A 19,077-nucleotide genomic window follows, 5' to 3' on the forward strand; every position below is an offset into this window, starting at 1 on the left:
TAATATACAATTAAAATGAATCAGTTAATCTGAAATCAAAAATCATAAATACTAAAAAACTATAAACAAATCTTTTACTTATCTCTTCTTTGTTTTCGCTCTTTTGAAAATCAATAGTTATGTCTACTGGCTCATCATATTCTGTATCAGCATCTACTTTTGCAGATATAGTAAAAATATCTCCGTCATTTGCAGGAAATGTATATGTTATAGTCTCATTATAGCCAACTACATCATTGGTATACATATCATATTTCTTAGCAAAAAATTTAAAAGCTCCATAACTTGCCTCTATATTTTTTATCTTCTTTATTTCCTTTTTCAAATTATTTTTATCCAATTTTATAACTGTTAATTGATTTATAGGCTGTACTAATTCATAATCCTCAAGCTGTTTTTTCCATTTATCTATAGTTTCATCATCCATTTCTGCAGGAGTTGCTAAACTTATAAAATTATCAGCATTAATTTTTACTTCTTCATCTTCACAGTTTGAATAACTTCCATCAGCTGAATATCTAAAAGTTGTTATAAAGTTTTTATCTTTATCATGCAAGTTCCATATTAAAGCAGATGCAAATCTATTCATTAAATAATTATCAATAAATACTTCTTTAAATAAATCATAGCTGTATATATCTCCGTCTATTAATGTAATACTTAAAATACGGGCATTATGATTAATAAACTTCTGTACTTCTTTTCTTAATTCTTTTATTTCTTCTTTTAACTCTTTATCAAAGTTTTGAGGAGTCTTTTTTAATTCTTTATTATTTTTTATATCGAATAAAGTTAAACTATAATCACTATTAACAATTAATTTATAATCATCATTTAAGATTTTTTCACCTTGCGAATTAAATCCGTAATTAGGTGTGCATCTTAATCTAAATTCAGTATAACCAATATTCATTTTTTCAATCAATTCATTAATCATTCTTCCAGCTTCACGTCTAATTTCTGATTTCTTTGTATCTGAATATATCTCATATAATAAACTCTGAGCATATCTGCTTTCTATATTGAATTTTATCATTATAAGGAAAACTTTTGAATCAATACCTAATGATATTAATTCAGATATCTCTTTTAAAGCTTCATCTCCTCCGTACATAGCATAAAGAAAGCCTGCAATCTCCTTATCTTGATTTTCTAAATAAACATCTCTAACAAACTTTAAAAATGATTCAAAGTCAAGTAAATTAACTATATTATCAATTTTTTCTAATCTGTTAATTGTTCTTTTTAAAGATAAATACTCTGAATATATATACTTTATAACTGTAATATCTAGTTCTCTTGATTTATCTTTTACTAAAACATGGCAATCTTTTATAAATGTAAGTTTTTTATCTTCTTTTTTAGCATTGTATTTTTTCTCTGCATACTTTTCTGCTTTTTCTATAGTTTTAAAATTATAATCTTTTGTAACAAATGAAAGCTCTGATGAAAAATCACTTTCAATTCTTTTTCTTAATCTCACAATTCTTTTATTTTTATCTTTTGCAATAAGATCATATATTTCTTTAACATTAAATTTTGTTATAGTTATATAATCTTCTTTAGGATAAAAGGCCTGCATATATACTTTAAGCCTTGTATGCAATTTCTCCTCATCATCGCAAAAAGTACCAACTTCTTCCAAATTATCTAAATTCCAATGTTCTAAAGACTCATAACAATCATACTTATAAGCAAATCTGAATAATCCTACTGCAGTTATTACTTTTTCTGTATTCCATTTATCAAGAGGCTGATTAAAGCTTTGAGCCATATAAAACATCATATCCATATTTTCTACATTAGACACATTCCAACTATTTAAAGGCTGATTAAATTCAGTACATGAGAAAAATGTCTTTTCCATGTTTACAACATTAGAAGTGTCCCATTTATCAAAAGGCTGATTTAATTTGTCGCATTGCCTAAATAAAGAATCCATATTAGTAACATTAGAAACATCCCAATCATTAATATTCTGATTAAAATTATCGCAATATGCAAACATACTCGATAAATCTTTAACTTTAGATGTATTCCAAGTATTTAAAGGCTGATTAAATCTTTTTGCCCTAATAAACATATTAGACATATCTTCAACATTAGAAGTATCCCATTTATCCAAAGGCTGATTAAAAAATTCACATTCCTCAAACATGCCTCTCATATTTTTCACTTTCGATGTGTTCCAGCTATTTAAAGGCTGATTAAACTCTTTGGCACCGCAAAACATAAATCTCATATCTTCAACATTAGATACGTCCCAATTATCCAAAGGCTGATCAAAATTAGAACAATAAGCAAACATATTATTCATACTTTTCACTTTGGATACATTCCAATTACTTAAATCATGATCAAAATCTATATTTGAGTATCTTACCATTGCATTATATCCCATATAAGCAAACATCATATCCATATTAGTAACATTAGAAACGTCCCAATCTTCTATGCCTTCAAAATCTTTTCTTTTACTTTCATAAAAGAGTTTACTCATATCTGTGATAAGACTTGTATCAACATCATAAAGTTTTATACCGTCAGTAAATACTAGTTTTTTTAATTCTGTTTTTGTTTCTGGTTTATATTTTTTCATAATCTAATATCCTAATCATAAAAAATTAAATATAATCATATAGTACTATACTAAATTAAATAGAATTTGTCAAAATTAATTTAGTATTTTTATTATTGTTTGCTTCAGATAAAATATATTTTACAAATAAATAGTACATCCTAAACAACTATATTTTATCAATTTTCTGATGTTCTTTTTCCCGCCGCAAAAAGAACCAAAAAATGCAAGTATAGAATTAGTACCAAATCATACTAAAATTGTCTACATGTAAGGTAATTTACTAATTTAAGCTAAAATATAGCCCTTCGCCGAAGGCGGGCTGTGCCTGCTTCTTTGCGACAATGCCACAGGCACTCCCTATGGTCGCAAAAGAAGTTGGGGGTTCGGGGGCTAGTCCCCGAAAATAATAACAATATAAAAAATAAAATTGACAAAATATAGTTGTTTAGCTATATACTCTGTAACATATAAAAATTAAAATAAATCAGTTAGTCTGAAATCAAAAATCATAAACACTAAAAATGTATAAACAAATCTCTTGCTTATATCTTTTTTATTTTCACCCTTTTTGAAATCAATACTAATATTTACTAAATCATCATATTCTACTTCCTCATCAACTTTTGCAGACATAGTAAAAATATCTCCGTCATTTGATGTGAATGTATATGTTATAGTGTCATTATCTCCTAATACATCATTAGTATGCATATCATATTTTTGAGCAAAAAACTTAAAAGCTCCATAGCTTATATCTATATTTTTTATTTTCTTTATTTCTTTTTTCAAATTATCTTTATTTAATTTTATAGATGTTAATTGATTTATTGGCTGTGATAATTCACTATCTTCAATTTGTTTTCTCCATTTATCTATAGTTTCATCGTCCATTTCTATAGGAGTTGCCAAACTCATGAAATTATCAGCATTAATTTTTATTTTTTCATTTTCTGTGTTTAAATATTTTCCATCGCTTGTATATCTAAAATTTGTTATAAAGTTTTTATCTTTATCATACAAGTTCCATATTAAACTAGAACCAAATTTATTCATTAAATAGTTATCAATAAAAACTTCTTTAAACAAGTCATAACTCAATATATCACCGTCTATTAACATAATACCTAAAATATGTGAGATATGATTAATGAACTTATCTACTTCTTTACCCAATTCTTTTATTTTATCTTTTAATTTTTTATCAAGATTTTGAGGTACTTTTTTTAATTCTTTATTATTTTTTATATCAAATAAAGTTAAAGTATAATCATTATTGACAATTAATTTATAATCATCATTTAATTTTTTTTCACCTTTAGAATTGAATCCCAAATTAGGCATACATCTTAATCTAAATTCAGTATAACCTATATTAATTTTTTCAAGTAACTCATTAATCATTTCTACTGCTTCTTTACGAATTGCACTTTTAGTTGAATTTAGATATATTTTATATAATAAACTCTGAGCATATCTGCTTTCTATATTGAAGCTTATCATTGTAAGTAGATTTTTTGATTCAATAGTATTCATTAATTCTGATATTTTCTTTAAAGCTTCATCTCCTCCATACATAGCATAAACAAAAGCAGTGATAACTTCATCTTGATTTTTTAAATAAATCTCTTTAGTAAAATTCACAAATGATTTTAAATCAAGCAAATTAACCATATTATCAATTTTTTCTAATTTTTTAATAGTTTTCTTTAAAGACAAATATTCTGAATATATATACTTGATAAGATTGATATTTACTTCTCTTGATTTATCTTTTACTAATACATGACAATTCTTTATAAATTCAAGTTTCTTATCATATTTTTTAGCATTGTAATTTCTTTCAGCATACTTTTCTGCTTTTTCTATAGTTTTGAAATTATAATTATTTGTAACAAATGAAAGCTCTGATGAGAAATCACTTTCAAGTCTTTTTTTCAATCTTACAACTTTTTTATTTTTATCATCTGCAATAAGCTCATATATTTCTTTAACATTAAATTTTGTTATACTTATAATATCGTCCTTAGGATAAAATGCCTGCCTATATACTTGAATTCTTGTAGGTAATTTATCCATATACTTATCATCACAAATTATACTTATAGCTTGTAAACTGTCTAAATTCCAATTTGCTAAAGATTCATAATGATCAAACTTGCGTGCATAGGCAAACAACAACATTACACTAATGACATTTCTTGTATCCCATTTATCAAGAGGCTGATTAAATTCTTCTGTAAAAGCAAACATATGCTCTATATTTGTTACTTTAGACATATTCCAGCTATTTAAAGGCTGATTAAATTTACCGCATGCTCTAAATGCAAATTCCATACTTTCAACATTAGAAGTATCCCATTTATCTAAAGGCTGATTAAAATTTTCACAGTCCTCAAATATATGTTGCATATTTTTCACATTAGATACGTCCCAATCATTAAGAGGCTGATCAAAAGCTTTACAATAACGAAAAGTCTTTGATAAATCTTCAACATTAGATACATTCCAATTATTTATATTCTGATTAAATTTCAAAGCCACATTAAACATATTAGACATATCTTTAACATTAGAAACATCCCATTTGTCCAAAGGTCTATTAAATGCTTCACAGTTATGAAACATATCGCTCATATCTTTCACTTTAGATACATTCCAATTATTTAAAGGCTGATTAAACTTTTTAGCACCAAAAAACATGCCAGCCATATTTTCCACATTTGAAACGTCCCATTTATTTAAAGGCTGATTAAAATATGTACAACCAGCAAACATATAAATCATGTTTTTCACTTTTGATACATTCCAATTATTTAAATTAGAATTAAACTCTGTCATTGAATATTGTCCCAAAACATTGTAGTTCATATATGCAAACATATAAGACATATTCTCAACATTAGAAGTATCCCACTCTTCTATGCCATCAAAATCTTTTCTTTTACTTTCATTAAAAAGGTCGCTCATATCTGTAATAAGACTTGTATCAATATCACCAAGTTTTATACCGTTGTTGGTGAATACTAATCTTTTTAATTCTTCTTTTGTTGTTGGTTTATATTTTTTCATAATCTCATATCCTCATTATAAATTTTAATATATGTAAATAGTAGCAATCAATTAACTACAAATAATAATACTTATTTATATACTAAAAATTTTTAAGTTTGTCAATTTTTTTATTCAACTTTTTCCCGCCGCACACGCTCTGCGGACTTCGTCAAAGTTGCAAAAAGTGCAAGTATAAAATTAGTACTAAATCATACTAAAATCGTCTTAAATGTAAGGTAATTCATAAAATTAAAGCCAAAATGTAGCCTTTTTGCTTCTTTGTGGCAACAAAAGAAGTGGGGGTGTGGGGGCTAGTCCCCACAAATAATAAAAATAATAAAATAATTTTTGACAAAATATATTTGTTTCAGTATATAACATTAAATACAATTTCTAACAATTAATTATATATCTTATTATTAAAAAAATACAGAATGTTTCTTACAAAAACTTCATGCCTCCTCTTACTCATATAAAAATTAAAATAAATCTGTCAATCTAAAATCCCAAATCATTAATACTAATAAAGTATAAACAAATCTTTTACTTATTTCTTTTTTGTTTTTACTCTTTTTAAAATCAATAGTAATATTTACTTGCTCATCATATTCCCCCTGAATTTTTGAAGTCATAGTAAAAATATCTTCGTCATTTGATGAAAATGAATAAGTTATAATACCATCATATCCTATTACATTACTAATATTCATTTCATATTTTTTAGTAAAATACTTAAAAGTAGCATAAGTTGCATTAATATTTTTTATTTTATTTATTTCTTTTTCCAAATTATTTTTATCTAATTTTATAACTGTTAATTGCTGTAAAGGCTGTGCTATTTCATAATCTTCAAGCTGTTTTCTCCATTTATTTATAGTGTAATCGTCCATTTCTATAGGACTTGCTAAACTTATAAAATTATCATCATTAATTTTTATTTCTTCATCTTTACAGTTCGAATAACTTCCATCTCCTGAATATCTGAAAGTTGTTATAAAATTAGAATCTTTGTCATATAGATTCCATATCAAAGATGAAGCAAATTTATTCATCATAACATTATCAATAAAAATGTCTTTGAATATATCATAACTGTATTTATTACCATTTATTAATGTAATGGCTAAAAGATTAGAATTATTTTTAATAAACTTTTTTATTTCTTTTCTTAATTTTGTTATTTCTACTTTTAACTTTTTATCAAGATTTTTAGGAATCTTTTTCAATTCTTTATTATTTTTTATATCAAACAAGCTCAAAGAATAATCACTATTCAAAATTAATTTATAATATTCATTTAATACTTTTTCATATTTAGAATTAAATCCGAAATCAAGAGCATATCTTAATCTAAATTCAGTATAATCAATATTCATTTCTTTAAGCAATTCATTAATTATTTTTTCTGCTTCAAGTCTAACTTCTGTTTTCTTAGTAGTCATAAATATTTTATATAACAATTTAAGTGCATATTTGCTTTGATTGTTTAATTTAATTATTATAAGTGAAAGTTTTGTGTCATGTGCTTTTTTATATATATTTTTTAAAGCCTCATCTCCTCCATATATTCCATAAATAAAAACAGCTGTTTCTTTATTGGTTTCATCATAAATATTTTTAATAAATTTTATGAATGATTCTCTATCAAGCAAATTTACTATATTATCAATTTTTACTAATCTTTTAACATCTCTTTTGAGAGACAAATATTCCAAATATATATACTTTATAACATTAATATTAACTTCTCTTGACTTATCTTTTATTAAAACCTTATAATTATTATTTATAAAGCTCACTTTTTTATAATCTTTTTTATTATAATTATTTTCAAAATACTTTTCTGCTTCTTCTATAGTTTTAAAATCATTTGTAACAGATGAAAGTACCAAAGAAAAATCACTTTCAAGTTTTTTTCTTAATGCCACAATTTTTTTATTTGTATCTTTTGAAATGAAATCATATATCTCTTTGACATTATCTTTTGTGATATTTAAATAATTTTGATAAGAACCATAAAAAGCCTGAAGATATGCTCTGATTCTTAAAGGTAGTTTTTCTTTATCATCGCATAATTCATTCATATTTAATATTTTATTTAAATCCCAATTTGCTAATGAATCATAACAATCAAACACTTTAGCATACTTAAACATTGAATCAATTTTTTTTAAGTTTTTTGTATTCCATTTATCAAGAGGCTGATTAAATGAAAGAGTATCACAAAACATAGCTTCCATATTTTTTACATTAGATACATTCCAACTATTTAAAGGCTGATTAAAAGCTTTGCATTGTACAAACATCTCATGCATGTTTTCAACATTTGAGGTGTCCCATTTATCAAGCGTCTGATTGAATTTATAAGCTCTCCTAAATGTACCTTCCATAGTTTTTACATTAGATACGTTCCAATCATTAAGAGGCCGATTAAAAGCTTCACACTCACAAAACATATAACTTAAATCTTCAACCTTACTAACATTCCAATTATTTATATTTTGATTAAATGATTTAGCATAATTAAACATAAAGCTCATAGTCTTAACATTTGAAGTATCCCATTTATATAAAGGCTGATTAAATTTCATAGCTGCCTGAAACATACCGCTCATATTTTTGACATTAGATACATTCCAATTATTTAAAGCCTGATTGAATAAATAGCATTTATCAAACATTCCAGACATATCCTCTACATTAGAAGTATCCCAATCTTCTATGCCTTCAAAATCTTTTCTTTCACTTTTATGAAAAAGATAACTCATATCCGTGATAAGGCTTGTATCTACATCACTAAGTTTTATACCGTCTGTAAATACTAAATTTTTTAATTCTTCTTTTGTTGCTGGTTTGTACTTCTTCATAATTTAATCAAAAATTAATTATGTGTATTTATTATTTATAGAGCAGACACAAAACTATTATGCCTACTCTATAAAATATCAAAAATTAAAATAAATCTGTCAATCTAAAATCCCAAATCATTAATACTAATAAAGTATAAATAAATCTTTTACTTACTTCCTCACCATTTTCATTAGTAAAATAAATATCGATTTTCACTCTGTCATGAAAATCAGTTTTAGAATTAACATTAGCATATATACTAAAAGTATCTCCATTCTTTGATTTTAATGAATAACTTGAAACAACATCATAGCCTACATACTCAGTATACATTCCATATCTTGCACCGAAAGCCTTGAAAGTACCATAAGCTATTTCTGAATTATCTATTTTTTCTAATTCGTTTTTCAAATTATCTTTATCTAATTTTATAATGGTTAATTGCTGTAAAGGCTGTGCTATTTCATAATCTTCAAGCTGTTTTCTCCATTTATTTATAGTTTCATCATCCATTTCTATAGGACTTGCTAAACTTACAAAACTATTATCATCTATTTTTACTTCTTCATCTTCACAGTTTGAATAACTTCCGTCGCCTGAATATCTGAAAGTTGTTACAAAATTATCATCTTTATCATATAGATTCCATATCAAAGATGAAGCAAATCTATTCATAATAGCATTATTAATGAAAATATCTTTGAATATATCATAGCTGTATTTCTCTCCGCTTGCTAGTAAAACAGCCAAAAGAGAAGCAGTATTTTTCATAAAAGAAGGAATTTCTTTTCTTAATTTTGTTATTTCTTCTTTTAAATCCTCCGGAAGGTTTTGAGGTGCTTTTTTAAGTTCCTTATTATTTTTTATATCAAAAAGACTCAAAGAATAATCACTATTCAAAATTAATTTATAATCTTCATTTAATACTTTTTCACCTTTAGAATTAAAGCTGAAATCAGGAGAAAATCTTAATTCAAACTCATTATAGCTAATATTCATTTTTTTAATAACTTCATCAATCAAATTATAAGCTTCATAACGTACTTCAGATTTTTTAGTATTTGAATATATTTCATGTAATATTCTAAGTGCATATTTACTTTCTATATTTAATTTGATTATTAAAAGAGAAAGTTTACTATCTTTTTCTTTTTTATATATATTTTTTATGGCCTTATCTCCTCCGTATATACCATAAATAAAAGCTGCTGTTTCTTTATTAGTTTCATTATAAATATTTTTAATAAACTCTACAAATGATTCTTTATCAAGTAAATTAACTATATTATCAACTTGTGTTAATATTTTAATATCTCTTTTTAGAACCAAATACTCTAAATATATATATTTTAAAACTTTATTTTCAACTTCTCTCGATTTATCTTTTATCAAAACCTTATAATTATCATTTATAAAGCTAACTTTCTTATCATCTTTTTTATTATAATTATTTTCAACATATTTTTCTACTTCTTCTATAGTTTTGAAATTATAATTATCTGTAACAGATGAAAGCTCTTTGCTATACTCTGTTTCTAATTTCTTTTTTAATGCCATAACTTTTTTATTTGTATCTTTTGATATTGCATTATATACTTCTCTTACATTCTCTTTTGTGATAGTTACATAATCTCTTGATACTAAATCATACTCTTCTGATATAAAATCATATTCATCATCATCATATTCTTCATTATTTTCGATAGGCACATAAACTTTGTGAGAACCATAAAATGCCTGCATATATACTCTAAGTCTTAAAGGTAATTTTTCATAGAATCTTTCATAGTTAGCACAGAAATCACTAATATCTGATACTTTATTTAAATCCCAATTTGCTAATGAATCATAACAATCATAACTGTCAGTATATTTAAACATTGAGTACATTTTACTTAATTTTTTTGTATTCCATTTATCCAAAGGCTGATTAAAAGAATCTGCAGAATAAAACATTGCTTCCATAGTTTTTACATTAGATACATTCCAGCTATTTAAAGGCTGATTAAATTGTTTACAGCGGCAAAACATTTCATGCATATTTTCAACTTTTGAAGTATTCCATTTATCTAAAGGCTGATTAAAAGAAAGAGCAGAATGAAACATTGCTTCCATAGTTTTTACATTGGATACATCCCAATCATTAATAGGCTGATTAAATAAATCACATGCATTAAACATATAACTCATATCTTCAACTTTACTAACATTCCAATTATTTATATTTTGATTAAAAGCTTTAGCAAGACTAAACATACCTTTCATATTTGTAGCATTAGAAGTATCCCATTTGTCTAAAGGCTGATTAAAACTAAAACATTCTCTAAACATCCAAGACATATTCTCAACATTAGAAGTATCCCAATCTTCTATGCCTTCAAAATCTTTTCTTTGGCTTTTCTGAAAAAGCTCGCTCATATCTGTAATAAGGCTTGTATCCACATCACTAAGCTTTATACCGTCTGTAAATACTAAATTTTTTAATTCTTCTTTAGTTAATGGCTTGTGTTTCTTCATTAATTCCTCCTGATTTTAATACTGATATACATTGAAAATTTTACGTTCCGTCAAAAAATCATTTTTTATCTTAATTATTTGCGGGGACTAGCCCTACGAAGTACACAGTCGTGCCGCGCCCCCAGTTCTTTTACCGACGCTCTGCGTGCCGTAGGCAAGGTACCTTTCGGTATTGGTACAGGCGAAGCCCGCCTCACGAAGTGTGCCTACGGCAGGCGAGAACCTATATCCTCAACAGGCTCGGATACGCTTCGCGAAAGACTGCACTTTTTACATAAAACTAGGGTATTACACTAAGTTTGATGTATATTTTTAAAATATCAAGCTGTAATATATGCGTTTTTCGCTACTTTGACGAAGTCCGCAGAGCGTGTTCAGCAAAAAAGTAGACAATATCTATATAAAATGTAGATGTTTACAAAGTACATTTGTTTTAGTTTAATATAGTTAAAATAAATCTGTCAATCTAAAATCCCAAATCATTAATACTAATAAAGTAAAAATAAATCTTTTACTTACCCCATCATCATTTTCATTAGTAAAATAAATATCTATTTTCACTCTGTCATGAAAATCAGTTTTAGAATTAACATTAGCATATATAGAAAAAGTATCTCCATTCTTTGATTTTAATGAATAACTTGAAACTACATCATAGCCTATATATTCAGTATACATTCCATATCTTGCACCGAAAGCCTTGAAAGTACCATAAGCTATTTCTAAATTATCTATTTTTTCTAATTCGCTTTTCAAATTATCTTTATCTAATTTTATAATAGTTAATTGCTGTAAAGGCTGTGCTATTTCATAATCTTCAAGCTGTTTTCTCCATTTATCTATAGTGTCATCGTCCATTTCTATAGGGCTTGCTAAACTTACAAAACTATTATCATCGATTTTTACTTCTTCATCTTCACAGTTTGAATAACTTCCGTCGCCTGAATATCTGAAAGTAGTTACAAAATTATTATCTTTGTCATATAGATTCCATACCAAAGATGAAGCAAATCTATTCATCATAGCATTATCAATAAAAATCTCTTTGAATAAATCATAACTGTATTTTTCTCCGCTTGCTAATAAAACAGCTAAAAGAGAAGCAGTATTTTTCATAAATGAAGGAATTTCTTTTCTTAATTTTGTTATTTCTTCTTTTAAATCTTCAGAAAGGTTTTGAGGGGCTTTTTTAAGTTCCTTATTATTTTTTATATCAAAAAGGCTCAAAGAATAATCACTATTCAAAATTAATTTATAATCTTCATTCAATACTTTTTCACCTTGAGAATTAAATCCGAAATCATACGAATATCTTAATTGGAATTCATTATAACTAATATCCATTTTTTCCATCACTTCATCAATCAACTTATCAGCTTCATAACTGACTTCAGATTTTTTTGTATTTGAATATATTTCATATAATAATCTAAGAGCATATTTACTTTGCATATTTAATTTAATTATTAATAGTGAAAGTTTAGTGTCTTTTTCTTTTTTATATATATTTTTTACAGCCTCATCTCCTCCATATATGCCATAAATAAAAGCAGCTGTTTCTTTATTAGTTTCATCATAAATATTTTTAGCAAAATTTATAAATGATTCTTTATCAAGTAAATTAACTATATTATCAATCTGTACTAATTTTTTAACATCTCTTTTAAGGAGCAAATATTCCAAATATATATATTTTAAAACTTTATTTGCAACTTCTCTTGATTTATCTTTTATCAAAACCTTATAATCATTTATAAAGCTAACTTTCTTATCATCTTTTTTATTATAATTATCTTCAATATACTTTTCTGCTTCTTCTATAGTATTAAAATTATAATTATCTGTAACAGATGAAAGTTCTTCGCTAAACTCACTTTCTAATCTTTTTTTTAATGACAAAACTTTTTTATTTGTATCTTTTGATATTAAATCATATACTTCTTTGACATTTTCTTTTGTGATAGTTAAATAATCTTTATAAGAACCATAAAATGCCTGAAGATATGCTTTAATTCTTAAAGGAAGTTCTTCATACCTGTTAAAGCATAAATTACTCATTTCTGATACTTTATTCAAATCCCAGTTTGCTAATGAGTCAAAACTATTATAACCTTCGGCAAAGTCAAACATTCCAAACATTGTTTTTAATTTTTTTGTATCCCATTTATCCAAAGGCTGATTAAAAGATTCACTACCTCGAAACATAGATTCCATAGTTTTTACATTGGAAACATTCCAGCTATTTAAAGGCTGATTAAATTTTAAAGCCTCATTAAACATCTGATTCATATTTTCAACCTTTGAAGTATTCCATTTATCTAAAGGCTGATTGAATTTGAAAGCATTTCTAAACATACCTTCCATAGTTTTTACTTTAGATACGTCCCAATCATTAAGAGGCTGATTAAAATTAACACATATACTAAACATATAAGCCATATCTTCAACTTTACTAACATTCCAATTACTTATATCTTGATTAAATGCTTTAGCATAATTAAACATAGCTCTCATAGTTGTAACCTTTGAAACGTCCCACTTGTCTAAAGGCTGATTGAAATTTTCTGCTACCTGAAACATACCGCTCATATTTGTAACATTTGATACATTCCAACTATTTAAAGGCTGATTGAATTTTTTACAATTATCAAACATTCTAAATGTATCCTGAACATTAGAAACGTCCCATTTATCTAAAGGCTGATTAAAATCCTGACAATAATAAAACATAAAGCTCATATGCTTAACTTTGGAAACATTCCAATTATTAAGATTATGATTAAACTTAGCTTTAGAACGGTTTTCATAACTATCATAACTCATATGGGCAAACATATAGGACATATCTTCAACATTAGAAACGTCCCAATCTTCTATGCCTTCAAAATCTTTTCTGGTGCTGTTATGAAAAAGTTCGCTCATATCTGTAATAAGGCTTGTATCTACATCATAGAGTTTTATTCCGTCAGTATATACTAATTGTTCTAATTCTTGTTTTGTTTCAGGCTTATATTTCTTCATCAATTTCTCCTCATAATAAGTTTACATAATTATAATACGGATTTATAGTATAATATATATTGTATAAATTTTCTATATAAAAAATAATTTTATTTACTATACTAATAGTTTTATAAAAATTCTATATTATCACTGACAATTTTTATTTTATTAATAATTATATTAGTACTATTGATGTAAATGTATAATTATGATAATTATTTTAATTTTTTATAATTCTAGTCTATTTATGTTTGGCATTATATATTATTTTTTTATAAGGCATTAAAATATATTCATTCATTTTATTTTTCATTTTCTTCTGAACTGAAGGAATAGATATTAAAGCACCTACTAATTTCATCTGAAGCATTTTCATTCTCTGCTTCTGAGGGAAATCATATATATTATGTTTCTTATAATATTTATGATCTTCTTTCATAAGCCCCTGCATTACATATATTAAATCTCTGAATATTTTCATGCCTCCTACCCCATAGAAATTTTTAGGACGAGTGCATTTATTATCTATGGCATATTTCATAACAGAGGATAATTTTTCAAGTTCATTATATATATCTTTATTATAATCATTAGCGATATGAGTTAAAAAATTTCCTCCTACTTCCGCACGCGATTCTATAAGTGTCTGCAAATTATATTCGCTGTCATAATCACCGCTTATAATATATCCTATAGGCATACCTTCTGTAACTGTTCTATGTCCATTGCAAAATTGTCTGTCTTCATAAAGTTTGAAACTAGAATGCGTATAATGATTTTCTATAGTGAATGCATATATTATCGCATCAGCTTTTTGTATCTCATTGCGAAGAAAATCATCGAATCCATCTTTATAAACGCATTTACCTGTTATAGCACATCCGAAACAGCCTAAACATCCGCCATGAAAATTATACTCTCTTATATTTATAGCTCTTGTTTTATATGGAAAAATATTTTTAAAATCTTCTATTATATTTATTAAATTCTCATCATCTTTTGAAGTATTGCTTAATATTAAAACATCTTTACTAGCATCTTTATTTTCAATATTATCATTAAATCTTCTTTTATATATAATTTTATCTTTTGATTTTGAATTAATGCTTTGTGTATATAGATTATTTTCTATAGAGAAAATTAAATAATTAAAAAAGTTTATAGCATCATCCTGCCCTTCTTTTTTCATTAAATCTTCCATATCAGCAGAAAGCCCTTTTATATATTTAAATCCTAAATCCAAACAATTTTCCTCCAAAAACTTATGAGCAGTTACATCATAAAAATGCTTAGATGTAGAAAACTGCGTTGCAAATTTATCTTTAACTTCTATATTATTTTCTTTTAATAATTCTATAAATCTATGCAATTGATAAGGAATTAAAAATGTATATACAGGATAAGAAAAAATTATTATATCTGCTTTTTCAAATGCTACTTTTATTTCATTAAAATTTTTTTCATAATATTTTATTTTCTGTCCCACATTTAAAAATTCAAATTTATGTTCTATAAATAATTTCTCTAAAAATAATAATGTCTGTAATGTTATGCTGTTATTTCCTTTAGGGCTTCCATTGATAACTAAAATATTCATAAATACTCCAAATATTTAATATACTTAAATATTATTTTATATAATCATAATAATATGAAATAAAAATAAATACAAATCGTATATTTATATATAATAAAAGGCTGCCATTATAGCAGCCTAATAAACAATATATAATTAAATTATTAATAAGCTTTTTTGTATAAAGCCAATATATCATCTAATGTTACATCTCTAGGATTTCCGCCAGTACATACATCAGCTAAAGCATCTTTTGCTAATCTTGGTAAATCTTCTTCTTTAATTTTTAATTCTCTTAAATTAGCAGGAATATTAACATCTTTAGAAAGTTTTCTAACAGCCTCAACAGCCAATTTAGCAGCTTCCTCTTTGCTTAATCCATCAACTTTTTCACCCATTGCTACAGCTATATCAACATATTTATCTATACAAACAGGCATATTAAATTCCATAACAGTAGGTAAAAGTACAGCATTAGCAACACCATGAGGTATATCAAATATAGCTCCAAGAGGGTGAGCCATAGAGTGAACAATACCAAGTCCTACGTTACTGAAACCCATACCAGCAACATACTGAGCAATACTCATTCCATCCATATCTGTCATATTTTTATCTTTAACAGCTCCTCTTAAGTGTTTAGAAATAAGCTGCATAGCTTTATATTCAAACATATCAGAAATGGTATGAGCACCTTTAGTAATATAACCTTCAATAGCATGAGTTAAAGCGTCCATACCAGTAGCAGCAACAAGACTGTTAGGCATAGAAGCCATAAGTTCAGCATCTACAAAAGCAATTATAGGTATATCTTTAGGGTCAACACAAACCATTTTTCTATTTTCTTCTTCATTAATGATTACATAGTTAATTGTAACTTCAGCTGCAGTACCGCAAGTAGTAGGAAGAGCCATAATAGGTACGCTTTTATTTTTAGTAGCTGCTACACCTTCAAGAGATTTAACATCAGCAAAGTCAGGATTATTTTTTGTAATACCTATAGCTTTAGCAACATCCATTACAGAACCGCCTCCAACAGCAATCAAGAAATCAGCACCAGATTCATTATATTTTGCTAAACCGTCTTTACAGTTTTTAATAGTAGGATTTTGCTTAATATCTAAAAATGTATCATAAGATATGCCAGCACCATCTAAAACATCTTTAACTTTTTTGAGTACGCCGCAAGAATCCAAAACTTTATCACTAACTAATAATGCCTTTTTAAATCCTCTTGCTTTAATTTCGGTAGCAAGTTCGCTTCTTATACCGATACCAAAATAACTTGTTTCATTTAAAATATATCTAGCCATAAAATTACTCCTATATTTTTATTTTTTTATTATATCTTCATATTGTAAGAAGATTTAATTCATTTTTTAGATTTAGATTTTGTTTTAGTTTTATGCTGTACATTAAGTCCATAATTATTAAATTTAGCTAATACTATTTCCATTTCAGCATCTGATAAAACATTATAATCACCAATGCTTCTGACACCAATATATAATCTAGCTAAATTCTCAACTTCCATCATAACATGATATGCTTTCTCCAAAGTTTCATCAGCAGCAAGTAATCCATGATTTTTTAATATACAAGCCTTATACCCTTTCATAACTTCAGAAATATTATCACATAATTCCTGTGTACCATAAGTAGCATATTTAGCACAAGGAATTTTATTTCCGCCAGCAACCCCAACCATATAATGAACAGCCGGTATACAGTCTATATTTAATATAGAAACCATAGAAGAATAAACAGCATGATTGTGTATTACAGCATTAAAATTAGGATTATCTTTAAGTATTGATAAATGAAATCTCCATTCGCTTGAAGGTATTTTATCTTTTTCAGGATTTCCATTTTCATCAACAAAAACAATATCATCAGGAGTCATAATTTCATAAGGCATACCAGAAGGAGTAATAAGCATTCCATCTTTAAATCTAATACTAATATTTCCAGCTGTACCTTGATTAACCCCATCTTTTCTCATATTTAAACAAGCTTCTATTATACTTTTAGATAAATCTTTTCTATTATTTTTAGACATATTTTCTCCTTAAAATAATCAAATAATTATATTTCATTTATTTCAAAACTACTTATAACTAATTTTCTCATTTCTTTAACATCTTTTACAATTCCTAAAGAATTAAATTGTGCTAATATATTTCCTGTAGCTGTACATTCTATAGGACCTATAGAAATATTTAAATTAGTTCTCTCTTTAGTAAGTTCGCATATTAATTTATCTCTGCTGCCTCCGCCTACTATACATAATTTTTTAATATCTTTATTTACAAGCTTTTTAACACTTCTAATATATTTGGCATAGCTATCTGCTAAAGAATTATATACGGAGGCTATTATAACACTTCTTGATTTTTTTTCCACATTATCTTGATTTGTATCTTTAAAATAATTTAATATCTCTTCTTCTATATCATTTGGATTATAAAATCTATTATCATTAATATCTATTCTATGATCATCTTTAATATTATCTCTTGCTAGTTTTTCAATATCATTAAATGAAATTTGATATTTCTTTTGGAGCAATTGTATTATCCAAAGCCCATTTATATTTTCTAAAAATTTTATTGTATTATTATAACCCATTTCATTTGTAAAACCATTTTCAAAAGCCTCATCAGTTAATATAGGTTCCTTTAATTCTACCCCAAGCAATGACCATGAACCAGAAGATAAATATGCCGTATTATCATCTAAAATAGGTGAAGACAATACAGCAGAAGCAGTATCATGAGATGCAACAGCTATAATATCAAATGGCTTACATCCAAGATAATCTGCTATTTCTTTTTTTAATAAACCTTTTTTTGTACCAGCTTCAATAAAAGTTGGAAATTTATTTATATCAAAATGAATTTTTTCTAAAATTTCTTCAGACCATACTTTTTTATTTATATCTATCAATTGAGAAGTTGAAGATACCGTATATTCAGAAGAAATATTACCAGTTAGAAAATATCCAAATAAATCAGGGATAAATAATAAATATTTAGCATTATTAACTATATAAGATCTTTCTTTTATATCTTCATATATCTGCATTATACTATTAAAAGGCATACATGATATACCTGTTATATTGTATAATTCTTTAGCCCCCAATCCAATATTTTCTAATTTTTTTATAGTATTTATTGTTCTGATATCTCTATAATTTATGGGATTTGATAATAATTCTCCATTTTTATCTATATATCCGTAATCAACTCCCCAAGAATTAATACCCAAAGAAGAAGGCTGAATACCCATATCAACAACTTTCTTCATACCTTTTAAAAGTTCATTATACATAAATAAGAAATCAGTAAATAATAATTATTTACTTTAATAATACTTAGTGCGAATCTATGCACTTCTTCCAAAGTCATTTTGTTATTTTCAAATTTAGATAAGAATATTTTACCGCCGGATGAACCAAAATCACAAGCTATAGAATAAAATTTATTACTCATAATAA

The 19,077-nt window shown here is 26.0% G+C and carries 10 protein-coding genes; all 10 read right to left on the bottom strand.

Annotated elements, in window-relative coordinates:
- Nucleotides 1–10: 10 nt before the first annotated feature.
- On the bottom strand, nucleotides 11–2,599 hold the full coding sequence (locus BRSU_RS07365; protein WP_048594710.1) for a BspA family leucine-rich repeat surface protein: 2,589 nt from the start codon (nucleotides 2,597–2,599) through the stop codon (nucleotides 11–13).
- Between the two features lie 456 nt (nucleotides 2,600–3,055).
- On the bottom strand, nucleotides 3,056–5,650 hold the full coding sequence (locus BRSU_RS07370; RefSeq protein ID WP_048594712.1) for a BspA family leucine-rich repeat surface protein: 2,595 nt from the start codon (nucleotides 5,648–5,650) through the stop codon (nucleotides 3,056–3,058).
- A gap of 461 nt (nucleotides 5,651–6,111) precedes the next feature.
- On the bottom strand, nucleotides 6,112–8,499 hold the full coding sequence (locus BRSU_RS07375) for a BspA family leucine-rich repeat surface protein (protein WP_048594713.1): 2,388 nt from the start codon (nucleotides 8,497–8,499) through the stop codon (nucleotides 6,112–6,114).
- 85 nt (nucleotides 8,500–8,584) lie between these two features.
- The gene (locus BRSU_RS07380) at nucleotides 8,585–10,999 is read right to left on the bottom strand and encodes a BspA family leucine-rich repeat surface protein (protein ID WP_048594715.1); all 2,415 of its coding nucleotides are present in this window, start codon (nucleotides 10,997–10,999) and stop codon (nucleotides 8,585–8,587) included.
- A 447-nt stretch (nucleotides 11,000–11,446) separates the two neighbouring features.
- On the bottom strand, nucleotides 11,447–14,020 hold the full coding sequence (locus tag BRSU_RS07385) for a BspA family leucine-rich repeat surface protein (RefSeq protein ID WP_048594717.1): 2,574 nt from the start codon (nucleotides 14,018–14,020) through the stop codon (nucleotides 11,447–11,449).
- A gap of 223 nt (nucleotides 14,021–14,243) precedes the next feature.
- Nucleotides 14,244–15,599: an NAD(P)H-dependent oxidoreductase gene (locus BRSU_RS07390; RefSeq protein WP_048594719.1), complete on the bottom strand. Its 1,356-nt coding sequence runs from the start codon at nucleotides 15,597–15,599 to the stop codon at nucleotides 14,244–14,246.
- A 143-nt stretch (nucleotides 15,600–15,742) separates the two neighbouring features.
- Nucleotides 15,743–16,891: a lactaldehyde reductase gene (gene fucO / locus BRSU_RS07395; protein WP_048594721.1), complete on the bottom strand. Its 1,149-nt coding sequence runs from the start codon at nucleotides 16,889–16,891 to the stop codon at nucleotides 15,743–15,745.
- 59 nt (nucleotides 16,892–16,950) lie between these two features.
- Nucleotides 16,951–17,637, bottom strand: coding sequence for an L-fuculose-phosphate aldolase (locus tag BRSU_RS07400; RefSeq protein WP_048594723.1), 687 nt, complete (start codon nucleotides 17,635–17,637; stop codon nucleotides 16,951–16,953).
- A gap of 26 nt (nucleotides 17,638–17,663) precedes the next feature.
- The gene (locus tag BRSU_RS07405) at nucleotides 17,664–18,911 is read right to left on the bottom strand and encodes a rhamnulokinase (protein ID WP_245158062.1); all 1,248 of its coding nucleotides are present in this window, start codon (nucleotides 18,909–18,911) and stop codon (nucleotides 17,664–17,666) included.
- Nucleotides 18,893–19,072 (bottom strand): hypothetical protein, encoded by a 180-nt coding sequence (locus BRSU_RS14815; RefSeq protein WP_245158063.1) that lies wholly within the window; start codon nucleotides 19,070–19,072, stop codon nucleotides 18,893–18,895. Before BRSU_RS14815 ends, BRSU_RS07405 begins: the two co-directional genes overlap by 19 nt.
- Nucleotides 19,073–19,077: the final 5 nt, after the last annotated feature.

The organism is Brachyspira suanatina (genome assembly GCF_001049755.1).
GTDB classification, from domain to species: domain Bacteria; phylum Spirochaetota; class Brachyspiria; order Brachyspirales; family Brachyspiraceae; genus Brachyspira; species Brachyspira suanatina.